Below are 18,437 nucleotides of genomic sequence, written 5' to 3' on the forward strand. Positions count from 1 at the left end.
GAGGTGCTGGCGTCCCGCCTACCGCACCTCATTCCTCGGGCGCGGTTGCCTGCTGAGTGCGCCTTGGTTCTGCCCGCAGCGAGTCTCGGGCGGGTCCTCCCGGATGCGCCGGCGCTTGCCCGGAGTCGACGACCTGGGCGACCGGTTCGGCTCCCCGCACCTCGGGTCCGGGCCCGACCGCCTGGGGGGATCGAATTGGTGGCCGAAGTGGGTCGCTCGCGGAGGGGGGCCCGCCCTGGCGGGTCCCAACGGCCCCACAAGCGCCCCCCGTGTTAGAGTTCCGCGCCCGTGGGGCCCGTCCCCGCCTCACGCTCCGACCCCTTCGACCCCAGCCCCCCCCCCCGCTCCCATGAAAGGCGTGATCCTCGCCGGTGGCCTCGGTACGCGACTCCACCCGCTGACCAAGATCACCAACAAGCACCTGCTGCCGATCTACGACAAGCCGATGGTGTACTACCCCATCCAGTCGCTGGTGAACGCGGGCGTCACGGACATCATGATCGTGACCGGGGGCAAGAAGCCGGGTGAGTTCCTGAGCCTGATCGGCAACGGCGCCGACTTCGGGCTCAAGCACATCAACTACACCTACCAGCGCGGCGAGGGCGGCATCGCCGAGGCCCTGGACCTGGCCGAGCACTGGGCCGCGGGTGAGCCGATCTGCGTGGTCTTGGGCGACAACCTGATCGAGAAGAACATCGCCAAGGCGGTGGCCGACTTCCGGGCCCAGGGCAGGGGCGCGAAGATCATGCTCAAGGAGGTCCACGACCCGGAGCGCTTCGGCGTGGCCGAGCTGGACGGCGAGCGGGTCGTGGCGATCGAGGAGAAGCCCAAGGCGCCCAAGACCAACCTGGCCGTGATCGGCATCTACATGTACGACGCGCGGGTCTTCGACGTGATCAAGACCCTCGAGCCCTCGGGCCGCGGGGAGCTCGAGATCACCGACGTGAACAACTGGTACATCAAGGACGGTTCGATGACCTACGAGGTCCTCGACGGCTGGTGGACCGATGCCGGCACCTTCGACTCGATGCTGCGCGCCGCGCAGCTGGTGGCCGAGGGCGGCGCGAACCGCATGGACGGCGCGTGATGCTCGGCTCCGGAACCACCGGGCGCGTCCTGGTGACCGGGGCGCGGGGCATGCTCGGCGGGCAGCTCCTGGCGGACGCGCCCCAGGGACTGTCGCCGGTCGGGACTGACCGCTCCGCCGAGGGGCGGGTGTCCGGCCTCGAGCACCACGGGGGCGTCGATCTGACCGTTGCGGACGCCGTGGAGCGCCTCTTCGACTGCATCGATGATCTGGTCGGCGTGATCCACCCCGCCGCCTACACCGCGGTCGACAAGGCCGAGGAAGAGCCCGGCTTGGCGCGCGCGGTCAACGCCGCGGCGGCCCAGATCGTGGCCCGGGCCTGCGCTTCGCGCGGGCTGCCGCTCGTGGTCGTCTCCACCGACTTCGTCTTCGACGGCACCGGCGAGCGGCCCTATCGCGAGGACGACGCGCCGAACCCGACCAGCGTGTACGGCGCAACCAAGCTCGAGGGCGAGCAGTTGGCCCTGGCGGCGAATCCCGGGCGCACGGCGATCGTGCGCACCCAGTGGCTCTACGGACCGGGCGGCAACCACTTCCCCGGCACCATGCTGCGCCTGGCCTCCGAGCGCGATCAGTTGCGGGTGGTGTCCGATCAAGTGGGCTCGCCGACCTCGACCCTCGAGCTCAGCCCTGCTCTTTGGGACGTGCTCGTGCGCGGCGCCGCGGGGGTCTACCACGCCGCCTGCGAGGGCCGGGCGAGCTGGTACGATCTCGCCGTCGCCACCCTCGCGGAGGCCGGCGTGACGGGGGTGAAGGTCGATCCCTGCACGACCGATGAGTTCCCCAGGCCGGCGAAGCGTCCGGCCTACAGCGTCCTCGATTGCTCCAAGCTGGCGGCCCTGCGGGGTGCGCCGCTCGCCCCCTGGCGCGAAGCTTTGGCTCGGTTCCTCGCGCACGAGCGGGCCTGAGACCGCCTCCCGACGGCCCGCTCCCTTCTCCCCGCCTCTCGGCTGCCCGCCCCCCTCAGCGTCATGACCTCCACCTCCGTCCTCGTCACCGGCGGCGCCGGCTTCATCGGCAGCAACCTGCTCCACCTCCTGGCCGAGGTGCGGCCCGACTGGCACCTGGTGAACTTCGACGCCCTGACCTACGCCGGCAACCTGGAGAACCTGGGCGCCGTCGAGGGGCGGCCCAACTACACATTCGTGAAGGGCGACGTGGCCAAGCCGGAGGACGTGGAGCGGGCCTTCGACGCCTGCCCGGCCGGCAGCCGGATCCTGGTCATGCACCTGGCGGCGGAGAGCCACGTGGACCGCTCGATCCAATCCGGGCAGCCCTTCGTGATGACCAACGTGGTCGGGACGCAGGTAATGCTCGACGTGGCCCGGGCCAGGGGCGCTGAGCGCTTCCTGCACGTGTCCACCGACGAGGTCTACGGCAGCCTGGGTGCCGAGGGCTTCTTCCTGGAGACCACGCCCTACGACCCCAGCTCGCCCTACTCGGCCTCGAAGGCCGGCTCGGACCTCCTGGTGCGCGCCGCCCACCGCACCCACGGCTTCGACGTGGTGGTGACCAACTGCTCCAACAACTACGGGCCGTACCAATTCCCCGAGAAGTTGATCCCGTTGATGATCGCCAACGCCCACGAGGACAAGGCCCTGCCGGTGTACGGCGATGGGATGAACGTGCGCGACTGGCTCTACGTGCGCGACCACTGCGAGGCTCTGCTGGTGGCCCTCGAGAAGGGGCGCTCGGGCGAGACCTACAACATCGGGGGCAACAACGAGTACCCCAACATCGCGATCGTCAAGCTGATCCTCGAGACCCTGGGCAAGCCCGAGAGCCTGATCCAGTACGTCAAGGACCGGCCCGGCCACGACCGTCGTTACGCGATCGACGCCACCAAGATCAAGAACGAGTTGGGCTGGGAGCCGCGCTTCCGCTTCGAGCAGGCGTTGCCGCTGACGATCGAGTGGTACCTGGCCAACAGCGAGTGGCTGGGGCGGGTGCGCAGCGGGGCCTACCGCGACTACTACGCGACCCAGTACGGCGGCTGAACCGACGGTTCGGACCGTCGCGGCGGAGGTTGAAGGTGGTGGGGGAGCGGTGGCGCCCGGGGTCACCCGCCCGTAACCACCGATCGGGGGGCGTCCACTCGCGCTCGCCGCGAGCTAGCCTGAGGAGGCGCCCGAGACGCGCGCTCGGCCAGCGGCCAGGCGATGACCCCTGCGCGTCACGGGCTCGACCTCCCCGGCCGTCGGGAAGCCCGGTCCTGACCTGCACTTGGCGCTGGACCTGGCCCCCCCGATCCGGCCTCATACCCCCAGCGCGAGCCACCTTCCCGGGCCCGGGAAGGCGGTCATCGGAATCCCCGCCGGCCCGGCCCGGCCGGACTCCGGTCGGGACGTCCCGATCGCCGACGAAAGACCCGCCCGACCCACCCACCCTCCTCATTCGAGGTCGGCCTCATTCGAGGTCGGGACCCCAGGCTCCATGCGATCGCCGAACACTGGCCTCCTACTGCTGCTCCTCGCCGCCCTGTTCGCCTCGGGCTGCGCGGCAACGCCCGACAAGCGGATCCTGCAGTACCTGAACACCCACGGGTTCGGAAGTCGCTACACGGGCAACGCAGAGGAGGAGAACTACGTCTCGCTGGGGGACTCGTTCGTCTGGACCGACGAGTACGACCCGACCTTGAGCGGCACCGGGCGTGTCGACATCGATGGGACGATCGTGCTGCCCCAGGTCGGCGCGGTGGCCGTGGCCGGCATGACCCGTTCCGAGATCGAGGCCTTCCTGACCCAGAAGTTGGCGCGCTTCTACCCGCGGGTCGACATCAAGATCGCGTCGTTCACGGTCAAGGGGAAGGTCTTCTTCATCTTCGGCGAGGTCGGCAGCGAGGGCGCGCGACCCTTCCCCGGCAACCTGACGGTGTTCGAGGCGGTGATGGCCGCCAAGCCGGTGCAGTACCGCTCGAACCTCGGTCGAGTGCGCCTGGTCCGCGGTGACCCGCGCGACCCGATCATCATGACGGTCAACATCCGCGACATCATGAACGGCGACACGACCTTCAACGTGCTCGTCCAGGAGCGCGACATCATCATCGTGCCGCCGACGATCCTGAGTCAGATCGGCAACTTCCTGGCCGCTCTGGTCCAGCCCTTCACCTCGGTGCTGACCCAGATCACGAGCAGTCTGTATTCGTTCAACCGACTCAACTCCTTCGGAGCGGTCGGGGCCAACAACAACAAGAACAACAACTTCAACCTGTTCTGACCGACCGCTGGCACGCCGCCCCTCCCGGGGCCGGCGGCCCTGGGCCCATGGCACTCCAAGTCGACTCCCAAGACCAGATCACCGAGTTCATCGGTGTGCTCTCGCGCAGGCGCTGGCAGATCATCGTGCCGGCGCTCTACGTGATCATGCTGGGCGTGGTCGTGGGCGTGTTCATCCCCAAGAAGTACGTGGCCGAGATGCAGATCAACCTGCTCGAGGCCCGCATCGACGATCGCGACAACGCGAACCGGAGCCTGGAGCAGACGGCCACCCAGCGCGAGATCGAGAACGCCGAGTACCAGGCCAAGTCCAGCGACCGCGTGCGGCGGGTGATCGATGAGCTGAACTGGTCCGACTATCTGCAGTTGGACTCGGTCGAGCGCAACGAGTACTTGGCACGGGTCAAGAACTCGATCGAAGTCGCCGTGCTGCCCAAGACCGGCGACGAGGGCTCGACCTTCATCGACCTCTCCTATGCGGACGTGGACAGCGGTCGGGCGATCGCCTTTCTGAGCCGGCTCTCGACGCTGTGGGTGCAGGAGGTGTACGACCGCGACACCAAGAACCTGCGGCTCGAGAAGGAGACGCTCCAGAACCTGCGCGACGATGCCAGGAAGGAACTGGAGACCCTGGAGCGTCGACGCGGGCAGTTGATCATCGAGGCCGAGCTCTCGCCGACCCAGCTCGAGGGCGGGAATTCGGGCGGCCGTGAAGAGGACCCGCTGTTCAAGCGGATGAACGCCCGTCGCGACGAGATCGAGGACCTCACAATCGCGATCAGCGAGTTCAACGCCAAGATCGACTCGCTGCAGAAGGAATACGACGCCGAGCCGGCCTACGTCGTCCAGGTGGCGAGCCTGCAGGGCAAGTTCGACCAGCAGATCGCGGCCATCGAACGGCAGATGAGTGAGCTGGTGTCCCAGCAGGACAGGTACCTGCCTGCGAACACCCAGTGGCAGAAGATCCAGGACCAGGTCGCCGACCTCGAGGGTGACGTCGAGCTAATCAGGCAGCAGGCCCGCGAGACGGTGATCCAGAGCGAGCCGGTCCCGAACCCGCGGCGCAAGTTGCTCAGCGACCAGATGGCCACCCTGCGCTCGGAGGCGGACGCCAAGGGGCGGCGGTTGGCGGAGTTGAGCGCCCTCGACACGCGCGACGAGCAGGCCTACGAGACTCGCGTCCAGGCGGTCTCCGAGGTGCGGGACATCGACACCAAGATCATTCTCGCCAAGGCCCGTCTGGTCGAGGCCGAGGACCAGCTCAGCGGTCGCAACACGAAGCTCGAGCTGCTGCAGAAGGCCTACCCGCAGCCCTGGATCGTCACGGAGGAGGCCCACACGGACAAGCGTCCGACCCAGCCCAACGTCGCGATCATCGTGATCTTCGTGAGCATCATGGGCATCGGCCTGGGTCTGACCCTGGCCGTGGTGCGTGAGTTCACCCAGCCGGGCTTCCGCAACCCGGGCGACGCCGCGCGGGCCATCGAGCTGCCGGTGTTGGGGGTCGTGGGGGAGTTCAAGCCCCAGCGGGAGCGCCGGCGAGAGAGCGTGCGACGGATCGTCGTCGGGCTGTCGACCCTGGTGATCCTGGGCGGCGTGGGTTGGTTCACCTGGACCTGGGCCAACCGCCCCGAGCTTCTGAGCACGGAAGTCCTCGAGGTCATCGAGGGCGTCCGGATGGAGCTGCGCTAGTCCCCCTAGCGGGGACCAGGGGGCGACGGCGTGCTTCGCGACCTAATCGTCAGCCTGTCGATCATGGCGCTGATGCCGGTCTCGTTCCGGCGTCCGTACATCGGGCTGGTGATGTTCTCCTGGCTCGCCTACATGCGCGTCCAGGACTTGACCTGGGGTTTCGCCAAGTCGTTCCGTTGGTCGTTCTACATCGCGATCATCATGTTCGTGGGCTTCGCGCTGAAGAAGAAGGACCGCTTCTTCAAGCCCGACATCCGCAACTACATGATGATGGGCATGGTCGTGATGGTGGCCCTGGGGGTCGCATTCGGGCCCCCCGGCGCCGACCCGACCTTCCAGGTCAAGCGTCTGATCGAGTTCGCCAAGATCGTAGGCATCGCGCTGTTCACCACGGGAGTGGTGCGGACGCGCGAGCACATGCGCCTGTTGATCTGGGTGATCGCGCTCTCGTTCGGGTTCTATGGAGTCAAGAATGGCATCTGGGGCATCATGACCCTGGGGCGCACGCCGATCAAACAGGGGCCCGGCGGGCTCATGTTCGACAACAACGACTTCTCGCTGGCCCTCTGCATGGCGATCCCCATGCTCTGGATGATCGGGGAGTCGGAGAAGCGCCAGGTCCTGTCGCGGGCCTTCAAGGCAATGGTTCCGCTGACGGCGTTCACGGTCCTGTTGACCCAGTCCCGGGGCGGCCTGTTGTCGCTCGTCGGTTGCATCGGGGTGCTGGTCTGGCACTCGAAGCACCGGGTCAAGGCGATCATCGCCGGCCTGGTCCTGGCGGTGGTGGGCTTCGCGATGATGCCGGACGGCATGCGCGATCGATTCATGTCGATCCGCAACTTCCGCACCGAGGGCAGCGCCCAGTCGCGCTTCCGCTCCTGGTCGGTGGCGATCCGCATGGCGACCGCCAACCCCCTGCTGGGGGTCGGCCTGTCGAACTTCCGCGGTAGCTACCTGAAGTACCAGCCCAACCCCACCGCGCGGGAGATGGCTGGCCAGGACATCTACGTCGCCCACAACTCCTACCTCCAGATCTGGGCCGAGACGGGGACCATCTCCCTGCTCCTGTACCTGGGGTTGATCGTGCTGTCCTTCGTCACGATCTGGCGCGTCCGCGCCAAGGCCCGACTACGTTACGAGTCGAGCTGGATCATCAACTACGCCACGATGTTCGAGGCGTCGCTGGTGGCCTTCGTGATCGGCTCGACCTTCCTCAACCGCGCCCACTTCGACCTCGTCTACCACTGGTTCGCCGTGATCATGCTCTTCGGTGAGTTCGCGGAGCAGCAGATGAAGGAGGACGCGCGCAACCCGCTCCAAGTCGGATCCAAGAAGGGTCGGCGGGGGACCATTCGTGCCCTGGGCGGCCAGGGCTTCGGCGTCAAGCCGCGGCCCCCCAGCGGCGGCGGCTTCCGGGACACGCCCCTCGTGGAGGGCTCGCGCTGATGTGTGGTTTCACCGGACTGGTCTTCAACGACCCGCGTCACCTGCCCGACCGGGCACAGCTGCGCGCGATGTCGGACACGATCGTCCACCGCGGACCGGACGACGGCGTCGAGATCGTCGCGCCCGGAGCCGGCCTGGCCTTCCGTCGCCTGTCGATCATCGACCTGGACGGGGGGCGCCAGCCCTTCGTGCTGGAGGGCGGCAAGCTCGTGGTCAGCGTCAACGGCGAGATCTACAACTGGCGCGAGCTGCGGGCCTGGTGCGAGGAGCGCGGCGCGGTCTTCCAGAGCGACTCGGATTGCGAGGTCGTCCCGCACCTCTACCGCCTCGTGGGGGACCGCTTCGCCGAGCGCCTGGTGGGCATGTTCGCCTTCTGCGTGCTGGACCTCGCCGGGGACCGGCCGCGGGTGGTCCTCGGGCGCGACCGCCTGGGGATCAAGCCCATGTACTGGGCCTGCGACGGCGAGGGCCTGCTCTTCGGTAGCGAGGCCAAGACCCTCCTGGCCAGTGGTCGTCTGGCGCGCGAGCTGCGCCCGACGGCCCTGCTCGACTACCTGGTCCAGGGCTACGTCGGCGGTGAGGACGCCGCCTGGGCGGGCATGAACCGTCTGCCCGCGGGTTCGATCCTGTCCTTCGCATCCGGCGACCCGGCGCCGCGCATCGAGCGCTACTGGGACCTGCCCCTGGAGCTGCGCGACGACCCGCCGGCCGAGGGCGAGATCCTAGAGCTGCTGGACCGCGTGGTGGCCGATCGCATGATCGCCGACGTGCCCCTCGGCGCGTTCCTCTCGGGGGGCATCGACAGCACGGCGGTGGTCGACTCCATGTCGCGCCAGCAGGAGGGGCCGGTCACCGCCTGTTCGGTCGGCTTCCGCGAGCACTCCCACGACGAGCTCGACCTGGCCCGCGCCACGGCCCAGCGCGTGGGTGCGAAGCACTACACCCAAGTGCTCGATCCCGATCCGCGCGAGGCCCTCGAGGTGCTGCCGTGGCTGTTCGACGAACCCCACGCCGATCCCTCTTGCCTGCCGACCTGGCTGGTCTCGCGCATGGCCCGCGAACACGTGACCGTGGCCCTCTCCGGCGACGGCGGCGACGAGGTCTTCGGGGGTTATCGACGCTACGTGCACGACGTGGCCGAGAATCGCCTGCGGGGGGCGTTGGGCGGCCCCGGACGCGCCCTGGCCGGGGCCCTCGGGCGGGTCTATCCCAAGCTCGACTGGGCCCCACGCTTCCTGCGCGCGCGGACCTTCCTGACCAACGTGGCCGACGACCCGGCCGCGGCCTACTGGCGCAGCGTGACCCAGATGGATCGGTCGGAAGCCCTGGCGCTCCTGTCCCCGGACCTGGCGGCTTCGCTGGCCGACCACGACCCCTTCGAGCGCTTCGAGCAGCACTACCGCCGGCCCCGGGTGGACGATCCCCTCTACCGGGCGCAGTACGCCGACGTGCACACCTACCTGACCGATCAGATCCTGGCCAAGGTCGACCGCGCCTCCATGGGGGTCAGCCTCGAAGTGCGGGTGCCGATCCTCGACCACCGCTTCATGGGGCGCTTCGCCAACCTGCGGCCGCAGTTCAAGGTCAACGGCGGGCGTGGCAAGCACGCCCTGCGCGAGGCCCTGCGCGGACGCCTGCCGAGCGAGGTCCTCGACGGCACCAAGCGCGGCTTCGACACGCCCCTCAAGGCCTGGCTGCGTGGCCCCCTGGCCGCGCCGGTCCAGGAGGCGATCGAGACCCTCCCGACCCAGTGGTTCCGCCGCGACGTCCTGCGCGCGCGCCTGGCCGAGCACCAGGCCGGGCGGCGCGACCACGGGCGCCTGTTGTGGAGCCTTCTGATGTTGGAGCACTGGCGCCGGCGCCACGGCGTCACCGGCCTGGTCGCGTGAAGGTCGGCGTCGTCACATCCCTGTTCCCCTCGCAGCCTCGCCCGCGCGAAGGGGTCTTCGCCCTGCGGCGCTGGGCCGGCATGGCGGCGCGCGGGCACAGGGTGCACGTGATCCAACCCCTGCCGTTCGCGCCCCCCCTCTTGGTGCGAGGCGAGCGGGCGGAGCTGGCCCGCATGGCCGCGCGCGAGGTGCGCGAGGGGATCCCAGTTCTGCGGCCGCGCTACCTGCACCTGCCGCGCTCGGCCCGGGGCAACGCCCGACGCTTCGCGGCGCGAGCCCTGGCGGCCCTGGCCCAGGGCGACGTGCCCGATGTGGTCGTGTGCGACTACGCCTGGCCGGCCTCGGCCTGTGCGCCCGCCCTGGCGCGGCGCGGTCTGCCCTGCGTGGTCAACGGTAGGGGCAGCGACGTGCTGCAGGTCGCAGGCGAATCGGACCTCGGCCCGCTCCTGGCCCTGAACCTGCGAGCGGCGGGGCACTGGACTGCCGTCTCCGCTGATCTGGTGCGGGCCATGGACCGTCTAGCCGGCCTGCCCGGACGGGGGCGGTTGGTGCCCAACGGCGTCGACGCCGAGCGCTTCCGGCCCGGTGATCGCGGCGAGGCCTGCGCTCGAATCGGTCTCGCTCCGGGTGGGCCGCTGGTCCTGGTCGTCGGCCACCTGATCCCGCGCAAGGATCCATTGTTGGCGCTCGAGGTCTTCCGCCGCGGTGCACCTGAGGCGGCGCGGCTCGTCTTCGTCGGCCGCGGGCCTCTCGAGGGCGAGTTGCGCGCCGCGATCGACCGCGCGGGACTCTCGGAACGCGTGCAGCTGGTCGGCGAGGCGGAGCCGGACACCCTGGCGGACTACTACCGCGCGGCCGACGTCTTGCTCCTGACCAGCCATCGGGAGGGCCGACCCAACGTGGTGCTCGAGGCCCTGGCCAGCGGATTGCCGGTCGTGGCCAGTGCAGTGGGTGGCACGCCCGAACTACTCGCTAACCTGCCCGGGTCCCTGGCCCCCGACGGTGATGTCGAGGCCTTCTGCGAGCGTCTGACGGCCAACCTCCATCGGCCGCCCGCCGCTGCCGAGTGTCGCGCCGCTGTCGCCGATCTGACCTGGGAAGCGAGCCTCGAGGCCCTGGAGCGGGCCCTCGCCGAAGCCGTGGAGCCCTGTCCGTGAAAGTCCTCTACCACCATCGAACCCAGGCCGAGGATGGCCAGGCGATCCACATCCGCGCCCTGCAGGACGCCCTGCGATCGGAGGGGCACGAGGTCCACGAGGTCGCTTTGGTGTCCCAGTCCGAGTCCCGCGGCGCCGCCGCGGAGCTCGAGCAGCAACGCTCGCGCTTCGGTTGGATCGATCGAGTGCCCGGCTTCGTGCGCGAGTTGGCCGAGTACGGCTACTCCGCCGTGGCCCGGCGGCGCATCGTGGCGGCCGGTCGCGCCCTGAGACCGGACTTCATCTACGAGCGCTACGCCTTCGGTAACTTCGGCGGACTCTGGGCGGCGCGGTCACTGGGCGTGCCCTTCCTGTTGGAGGTCAACTCGCCCATGGTCCTGGAGCTCGGCCGAACCCGTGGCCTGAGCTTCCCGGGCCTCGCCGCGCGGGTGGAGAACAGCGTCTTCCGCCGCTCGGACCGGGTCTGTGTGGTCACCCGCGTGCTCGGCGACATGTTGGTCGAACTGGGCGTGGACCCGGCGCGGATCCTGGTCACGCCCAACGGCGTCGACCTGGAGTGCTACCCACAGGCGCGCGACGCGGCCCTGCGCCGCGCGGCGCGGGCGGAGTTGGGTCTGGCCCCCGAGCCCGAGGGGGGCGGCACCGTGCTCGGCTTCGTCGGCTACTACCGCGATTGGCACCGCTTGGATCTGGCCGTCGCGGCCCTGGCCGAGCCCGGTCTCGAGCAGGCCGAGCTGGTCTTGATCGGCGAGGGGCCCGCTCGCGAGGGACTCGAGGCCGCGGCCGCCCGCGCCGGCGTGACAGGTCGCCTGCACTTCGCCGGACGCCGCAGCCACGAGCGCATTCCTGACCTGCTGGCTGCCTTCGACGTCGCGCTGCTGCCCGCCATCAACCCCTATGCCTCGCCGCTCAAGCTGCACGAGTACATGGCGGCCCACCTGCCCACGGTGGCTCCCGACCAGCCCAACCTGCGCGAGGTGCTCGAGAACGGTCGCGACGCGGTGCTGGTTCCCGCGAACGACGGCGACGCCTTCGCCAGCGCCCTGATCGAGCTGTGCCGGGACGCGGAGCTTCGCGCGCGGCTGGGCGCGGCCGCCCGGGATACCATCGAGAGCCGCGACCTGACCTGGCGCGGTAACGCGCGGCGGGTGGTCGGCGCGGCCCAAGAGGAACTCGACAGACGATGACCGACCGGACGATGACCGACCGACTGCACGCCCTGTCCTTCGACGTGGAGGAGTTCTTCCAGGTCGCCAACCTGCGCGGACAGTTCGACCGGGACGACTGGGAGAGCGCCCCGTCGCGCATCGACGTCGGCATGGACGCGATCCTCGGCGCCCTCGATCGCAACCGCGCGCGCGCGACGTTCTTCTTCCTCGGTTGGGTGGCCGAGCAGCGGCCGGACCTGGTGCGTCGCTGCCTCGACGCCGGCCACGAGATCGCCAGCCACGGCTACGAGCACCTGTTCCTGTGGGACCTGGGTCCCGAGGGCCTGGAGACGGATCTGGCTCGCACCGAGGAGGCTCTGATGGCCGCCGGAGCTCCGCGTCCGTTGGGCTTCCGTGCGTCGACCTTCACGCTCACGCGGCGCACTTTCTGGGCGCTCGACGTGCTCGCCCGTCGCGGTTACGCCTACGACTCGAGCATCCATCCGGTCAGCCATCCGGTCTACGGCATCCCCGACTTCGAGCCGGGGATCTCGCGCGTCGCGGCCAGCGACGGCACCGAGTTGGTGGAGTTCCCCGTCTCGACCCTGCGCGCCCTGGGTCGCAACCTGCCCGTGGGTGGCGGCGGCTACTTCCGCCTGCTGCCCGGCTTCGTCACCCGCGGGGCCGTGGCGCGCCTGGAGGCTTCCGGGCGACCCGCGTCGATCTACCTGCACCCTTGGGAGTTCGACCCGCAGCAGCCGCGTTACCCCGCGCCGGTGCTCAAGAAGTTCAGGCACTACCTGAACCTGGATCGGACCCTGCCGAGGCTCGAAGCCTTGCTGGCGCGCTTCCGCTTCGCCGGACTGGCCGAAGTCCTCGCGGCAGAGGGCTGGCTGGAGGCCGCCCCGAACGCCTAGGAGCCGGCCCCGGCGGCGACTTTGGAGTCAGCCACGGCTGGGGTGTTCGATGGGTCGCTGTGGGGCGATTCGTCCTTCGCCGAGCCGTCCTTCGCCGAGCCGTCCTTCGCCGAACCGTTCGCCGCCGAACCGTTCGCCGCCGAACCGTTCGCCGCCGAACCGTTCGCCGCCGGCGCCGCCGGTTCTGCAGCAGCGCTCTCGTCCCCGCTGTCTCCCGCATCGGGCTTCTCTTCGGCGGGCGGGGCGGGGATCTTCGTGGCGTAGGAGAGCAGGATCTCGAGGATCTCGAGCCGCAGCGGATCGCTCTCGGTCTCCAGCAGCACTTGTACCGCTGCCTTGGTCGTCGAGCGGTCCGGGGGCGAGCCGTGGTGCAGCATCGCCAAGGCGAAGATCCGCGCCAGGTCAGGCACGGCGAGGCGATCGGCGTTGGCTTCCCGATCCTTCCAAAGCTCGCGCAGGATCCGCAGGCCTTCTTCGAGGTCGGAGTCGGGCGAGTTGATCAGGGACTGGGCGCGAATCAGAGCCAGGGCCGGGTCGTCCGCGGGGCGATTCTCCATGCGGCGGATGGAGACCAGCATGGAGGTCACCCGCTCGGGGTTGCGGCCGAGAGTGGCCTGAAGCCTGGCCGCGCTCAAGATCGCCGCCGGCGAGGGGACCATGGCGCGCACGATCTCGTAGTGGGCCGCCGCGTCGAGGCGGCGCCCTTCGATCTCGTAGACCTCGCCCATCATCAACCACAGGTCGAGCGACTGGGGCAGGAGCGCCAACTCCGACTCGACGAACGCCTCGGCGCGCTTCGGAGCGTAGGTGGCCAAGAGCTCGGCCCAGGCTCGGCTCGTGCCCGCACGCAGTCGATCGATGGCCACGCCACCGGTGCGCTCGCGGAACTGATCGAGCAAGAGCCACGCCCGACCGATGCCGATCTGCAGGCTCTCGCGCTGGTGGTCGATCTCGTAGCGCGCCCGCGCCAGGACCACCAACGGATCGTCCGGCAAGCGGGCCGACAGGGCCAGCAGCTCGGCGGAGTAGACCGACGGGGCGATCGCGTCCGTACGGTCCGCGAAGTCGAGGGCGGACAGGAAGGCGGGGGCGTATTCGAATGCCAGCTCCCGGTCGGCCGCGCGGAAGAAGCCCCCGTAGGTCGCCACGGCGTCCGCGAAGTCACCCGTGGACTGCTGCAATCGCCCCATGATCAACTGGGCCGCCAGGTGCCGCGGGCGCTGCTCGAGCACCTTGCTCACCAGGGCCTTGGCCCGCGGCAAGCGGCCGGCAGACTCCTCTTGCAGCGCTTGGGCCAGGGTCGCGTCGACGCTCTCCTCGTCGGGTGCTCCCAGCGCCGCGGCTCGCGCTGCTCGCAGACGCAGCAGCTTGGGGTGCTCGGGTCGCAACAGCCGCTCGGTCTCGATCGACAGGAGCAGGTCCCAGGCCGATGAGAAGCGCGGGAAGACGGTGGTCAAGGCCTCCAGCAGGACCGCGGCATCCCCGTCGCGACCCAGCCGCAGGTTGGCTTCTGCCGCCAGGTACGTCGGCCACAGGGCTCCGGCCGGATCGGCGGTGAGGTTGCCCAGTTCGGCCATGGCCCAGATCGACCATTCGTCGAACTCCAGAGCCATCAGGATCGCCAGCGCGCGGCGCGGATCCTTGGGATCCTCCGCGCTGCCGCGCAGGAAGTTCGCGGTCTGCACCGTGCCCTCGCGACCGAGCTCCGACCAGGGCGCGGGGGTCTCGCTGCGAAGGAACTGGATCGCGCGCAGAGCGAGGGCCCAGCGGGCGGACTGACCCGACTCGATCAGGCCGTCGATGGCCAGTAGGTTGGCTTCCTCGAGTCGCTCCTCGAGCGCCGCCAGCAGGCAGGCACCGAGCGGACTGGGGGTGTACGAAGTCGAGCGCAGGGCGCGCACCCGGTTGGCGAGGTCAGTCCAACGCCGCTCCTGAACCGCCATCAGGAGCTCACCCATCTCCGCCACGCCGTCGTCGCGGAAGGCCAGCAGGCGTTCGAGCGCGTCGCGCGCACTGCTCGCCTGGCGTCCCTGGAGGTGGGCCAGGGCCAGTTGGGCCACCACCTCACCGCTGCGACTGCTGGGGAGCTGGTCGAGGCGCTCGAGCAGCATCAAGGCCGGTTGCCACTGACGCTCGAGGAGCAGCTGTTGGGTGACCTTCAGGACCTCGTCGGGGTCGAGGGCCTCGGCCTGAGACACGCCGGCGAGGACCTTCGCCAGCCGGTCGGTCTGACCCAGGGCCGTCGCCGCGGCGACGCGTAGCCGCACGGCCGACGCGAACTGCGGATCGGTGGGCACGATCGTCGCGAGGTGCTGCATGACCCGTTCAGGCCGCCCGCGCGCCAGGTCGATCTCCGCCGCCAGAAGTCTGCCGGGGGTCCCCAGGGTTGCCGGGTCGGCCTCGGCGAGGGCCTGGGACGCGAGCTCGGCCTGGCCGGTCTCGAGCAGCTCGCGACCGAGCACGAGGACCCCGGTGTAGTGGGGGTCCAAGCGCATCAGCGCGAGCAGTTGATCGGGGGTCAGGCGCCCGGCGTGCTCCAGCTCGCGTAGCTCGGCCAGGGTCTTGGCTGCGTTGGGGACATCCGCCAGGCGCGCGAGCAGCAGCGGAACCATCAGGTCCAACCGATTCAGCGTGCGATAGACATCGATCAGGAGGTCGTTCGCCGGCAGCAGATTCGGGTAGTCCTTGAGCAGCTTGCGGCAGACGTTGATCGCGCCACCCTCCGCACCCGCCGCCAAGTGCATCTCGGCCAGCCGATAGCGTTCGTAGGGATTGCGCGACTCGGTGTCGTACCACTCGCCGCGGGCGAGGACCTTGCGATAGATCAGGTCCAGGTCACGGTCGGCCTCGAGCAACGAGCGGTCCCCGATCTCGATCCAGCGCGGCAGTAGCTCGGCCGTTCGGTGGGGCAGCAGCGCCAGGGCGTGGGTCAACTCGACCAGGGGTTGCTCGAGGGGCGTGTTGCGCTCGATGCGGAACTCCGCCAGGAGGCGCCAGGCCTCGCCCGAGTAGTCCGGCGCCTCACGCACGCAGCTCTGAAGTGCCGTGCGGAAGCTGTCCCAGTCCTCGCGATCGCGGGCCAGGTCGGCCAGGGTCCACCAGGCCTCGCCGATCGCCCCCGGAACCGGTTCGACGTCCGGTCGGTCGGCCACGAAACGCGACAGGTGGGACGAGCCCGCCTGGCGGTTGACCCCGTTCGACAGGGCAATGCCGCGATAGAAGAGGGCCGCTTGGCGTTGGGGCAGGCTCGCGTCGCCGGCCTTGAAGCGATCCGCGAGTTCATCGGCGACCCAGGCCAGGCGCGCCCAGCTCTGGTTCTCGTAGACGATCCTGGCCCAGGTGGGCAGGAAGTCCTGGTCCATCCAGACGCCGCCCTGGGCCGGCAGCGTGGTCTCCACCACGGTCTCCGCCAGGTCGTTGCGGTCGACCTGTGAAAGACTCTCGGTCAGGAGCTGCATGCAGTCGCGGTTGCCGGCGACTCCGTCGAAGCGCCGCAGGGCCAAGCCCAGGTCGACCACGTCCTGATGGCGACCCGCGCGCTGTAGCAAGTCGAAGAGGTTGAAAGCGGCGGTGGCGTTGGCCCAACGGCCCACGGCCACCTCGAAGTCGCCACGGACCACCGCAGCGATGTCGGAGGCCTCGTCCACCAGCGTGCGCAGTTCGGACTTGCTGCTGTCCGACGACCCGCTGAGCAGCAGATCCAGCTCGTTCTGGAGCGTCGCCCGCAGGGGTGCATCCTGGGGCAGGTAGACCACGCGCTCGGCCAGGCCCACGGCGATGTCGGAGGCCTCGTCGGGCAGTTCGTCCTCGATCAAGGTCTCGACGGAACCCCAGGCCAGGTCCAGGCGCTCGCGGTGGATCTGACCGCGCAGGACCTCGACGCGTGAGTTGTTCGGGTCGTCGGCGAGGATCGCCTCGACCCGTGCCTCGGCCGAGTCGTAGTTGTCGAGGGCCAGGTCCATCTCGGCCAACTGGCGCAGGGCGTCGTTGCGCTCGTAGAACTCGTTGTCCAAGAGGGCCAGGAAGTCCGCCTCCGCGTTGGAGTAGGCCCCCCGGCGCAGGGACAGTCGGCCGCGCTCGTCCAGCAACTCGGCCAAGAGGGTCTGGTCCCCCAGTCGCTGGGCCAGCTCGACGCCGAAGTGCAGCTCCCGGAAGGCGCCCTGCACGTCCTGTGGGTCCTCCTCCAGGTGCGCGCGGGCGGCGTCCAAATAGTCCGCTGGCCCCCGCGCTGCGCTCGTGCGAATCACATACGCGAGGGTTGCCGCCCCGAGCAGGGCGAAGAGAAGGAGGAGCCAGGGCAGCTTGGTCATGCGGACGGAGACGTCTTCCTACGGCCGTCGGGCCCGGTCGATAGAAGTCCGTACTTTCTCATCTTGTTGAACAAGGTGCTCCGCGTCACGCCGAGGAGCCCGGCAGTTTCGTTCCTGTTACCGCCGCAGGCCTCGAGGGCCAGCCGGATGAAGCGCCGCTCGGGGACCTCGAGCATGGTCTTGAGGGGGCCCAAGGGGGGGTCGCCCGCGCCCTCGGGGGGCGACGCGGGCTCCGCCTGGCGCAGCAGGGGAGGCAGGCAGTCCTCGGTCACCTCTGGCCCGGTGGAGAGCAAGACCGCCCGTTGGATGGCGTGTTCGAGCTCGCGCACGTTGCCTGGCCACGAGTGGGCCGCGAGGGCGCGCAGCGTCGACGGGTCGATGCGCTCGGCCGGCTTGCCGAACTCGCCCGCGTAGCGGCTCAGGAAGGACTGCGCCAAGAGCGGCACGTCCAGAGGGCGCTCACGCAGGGGTGGCACGTCCAGGGTGACCACTTGGATCCGGTACATGAGGTCTTCACGGAAGCGGCCGGCGGCTACCTCGTCCATCAACCGGCGGTTGGTGGCCGCGATCAAACGCACGTCGACCTGCCGGGTCTTGGTCTCGCCAACCCGCTCGAAACGACTCGATTCGAGCACCCGCAGAAGCTTCACCTGGAGTTCGGTCGAGGCTGTCGCGATCTCGTCCAGGAATAGGGTGCCGCCGTCCGCGGCCTCGAATTTGCCCTCGCGGTCCCGATCGGCGCCTGTGAAGGATCCCTTGGCGTGACCGAAGAGCTCCGACTCCAGCAGCGACGATGGCAGTGCCCCGCAGTTGACCTCTATGAACGGCCCCTGGGCGCGGTCCGAACGGCGGTGGATCGCTCGGGCGAGCCGCGTCTTGCCGGTCCCGCTCTCGCCCTCGATCAAGAGGTTGGCCGAGCTGGGCGCGACCGCCTCCACCAGGCTGAACAGGCGCCGCATGGTCGGATCCCGGCTGTCGAGGCCATCCAGGGTCACCCGGGCGTCGAGGTTCTCGCGCAGGGTCTGGTTCTCGCGCTCCAGGGCCCGCTGCTTGAGGCCCCTGTCGATGCAGCCCGCGACCTGCTCGGGAGCCGCAGGCCGGGGCAGGCAGTCGAAGGCCCCTGCCTCCAGGAGCGCCCTGCCGTCGCCGGGCAGGCCGAAGGTATCGAAGAAGACCACCAGTGGGTCGCCGGGGGCCACGTGGGCCACCGCAAGGAAGTCGCTTCCCACGCTCTCGAGGTCGGCCAGTACCAGATCGAATTCGCCCAGGACCAGCAGGCCTTCGGCTTCGCCCCGTCCCTCGGCGCTGGCCACTTCGATGCCCTGCCGACGGAGCAGGGCCGGCAGGTCGCCCCAGACCCGCGGATCCGGATCGATCAGCAGTAGTCGGGGCGGCGCGGTCGTGGTGGTGGCGGCGGCGGGGGGCATGGTGGAGCGGGGCGGCGTCCATTTTCTTCGACATGGAGGGCCGCGACCCTGAATCGGACCTGGCCGGCGGGACGATCTGGCACCCGGGCTCGACCTGGAGCCGTCGAGCGCACGACAACAGGTAAGTCCGTCCTGCCCCGACGGACGGG

At 69.6% G+C, this 18,437-nt stretch carries 12 protein-coding genes; 10 read left to right on the forward strand and 2 right to left on the reverse strand.

All coding sequences use genetic code 11. From position 1 onward, the window contains the following. Positions 1-349: 349 nt before the first annotated feature. From Pla133_RS12190 to Pla133_RS12235, 10 genes are all read left to right on the forward strand, one after another. Positions 350-1,087 carry a sugar phosphate nucleotidyltransferase gene (locus Pla133_RS12190; RefSeq protein WP_145065589.1) on the forward strand — a complete coding sequence of 246 codons (738 nt, stop codon included), beginning with the start codon at positions 350-352 and terminating at the stop codon, positions 1,085-1,087. After that, complete coding sequence (rfbD, locus tag Pla133_RS12195; protein WP_145065592.1) at positions 1,087-1,995, forward strand: dTDP-4-dehydrorhamnose reductase; 909 nt, start codon at positions 1,087-1,089, stop codon at positions 1,993-1,995. The genes Pla133_RS12190 and rfbD overlap by 1 nt, the downstream gene beginning before the upstream one ends. A gap of 63 nt (positions 1,996-2,058) precedes the next feature. Next, complete coding sequence (gene rfbB, locus Pla133_RS12200) at positions 2,059-3,084, forward strand: dTDP-glucose 4,6-dehydratase (protein WP_145065595.1); 1,026 nt, start codon at positions 2,059-2,061, stop codon at positions 3,082-3,084. A gap of 436 nt (positions 3,085-3,520) precedes the next feature. Then, a complete protein-coding gene (locus tag Pla133_RS12205; protein WP_145065597.1) occupies positions 3,521-4,303 on the forward strand; it encodes a polysaccharide biosynthesis/export family protein in 783 nt (260 codons plus the stop codon). A gap of 47 nt (positions 4,304-4,350) precedes the next feature. After that, positions 4,351-5,994, forward strand: coding sequence for a GumC domain-containing protein (locus Pla133_RS12210; RefSeq protein ID WP_145065599.1), 1,644 nt, complete (start codon positions 4,351-4,353; stop codon positions 5,992-5,994). Between the two features lie 30 nt (positions 5,995-6,024). Then, complete coding sequence (locus tag Pla133_RS12215; RefSeq protein WP_145065601.1) at positions 6,025-7,440, forward strand: putative O-glycosylation ligase, exosortase A system-associated; 1,416 nt, start codon at positions 6,025-6,027, stop codon at positions 7,438-7,440. Then, complete coding sequence (gene asnB / locus Pla133_RS12220; RefSeq protein WP_145065603.1) at positions 7,440-9,329, forward strand: asparagine synthase (glutamine-hydrolyzing); 1,890 nt, start codon at positions 7,440-7,442, stop codon at positions 9,327-9,329. Before Pla133_RS12215 ends, asnB begins: the two co-directional genes overlap by 1 nt. Then, entirely contained in the window at positions 9,326-10,486 is a 1,161-nt protein-coding gene (locus Pla133_RS12225) for a glycosyltransferase (RefSeq protein ID WP_145065605.1), read from the forward strand. The genes asnB and Pla133_RS12225 overlap by 4 nt, the downstream gene beginning before the upstream one ends. Then, on the forward strand, positions 10,483-11,673 hold the full coding sequence (locus Pla133_RS12230) for a glycosyltransferase family 4 protein (protein WP_145065607.1): 1,191 nt from the start codon (positions 10,483-10,485) through the stop codon (positions 11,671-11,673). Before Pla133_RS12225 ends, Pla133_RS12230 begins: the two co-directional genes overlap by 4 nt. After that, the gene (locus Pla133_RS12235; RefSeq protein ID WP_145065609.1) at positions 11,670-12,551 is read left to right on the forward strand and encodes an XrtA system polysaccharide deacetylase; all 882 of its coding nucleotides are present in this window, start codon (positions 11,670-11,672) and stop codon (positions 12,549-12,551) included. Before Pla133_RS12230 ends, Pla133_RS12235 begins: the two co-directional genes overlap by 4 nt. Here Pla133_RS12235 and Pla133_RS12240 read toward each other — a convergent pair. Next, positions 12,548-16,861, reverse strand: a complete 4,314-nt coding sequence (locus Pla133_RS12240) for a tetratricopeptide repeat protein (protein WP_145065611.1) — start codon at positions 16,859-16,861, stop codon at positions 12,548-12,550. The genes Pla133_RS12235 and Pla133_RS12240 overlap by 4 nt on opposite strands. Beyond that, the gene (locus Pla133_RS12245) at positions 16,858-18,288 is read right to left on the reverse strand and encodes a sigma-54 dependent transcriptional regulator (RefSeq protein WP_145065613.1); all 1,431 of its coding nucleotides are present in this window, start codon (positions 18,286-18,288) and stop codon (positions 16,858-16,860) included. The genes Pla133_RS12240 and Pla133_RS12245 overlap by 4 nt, the downstream gene beginning before the upstream one ends. Positions 18,289-18,437: the final 149 nt, after the last annotated feature.

The sequence above is a fragment of the Engelhardtia mirabilis genome, assembly GCF_007748095.1.
Taxonomy (GTDB): Bacteria; Planctomycetota; UBA1135; order UBA1135.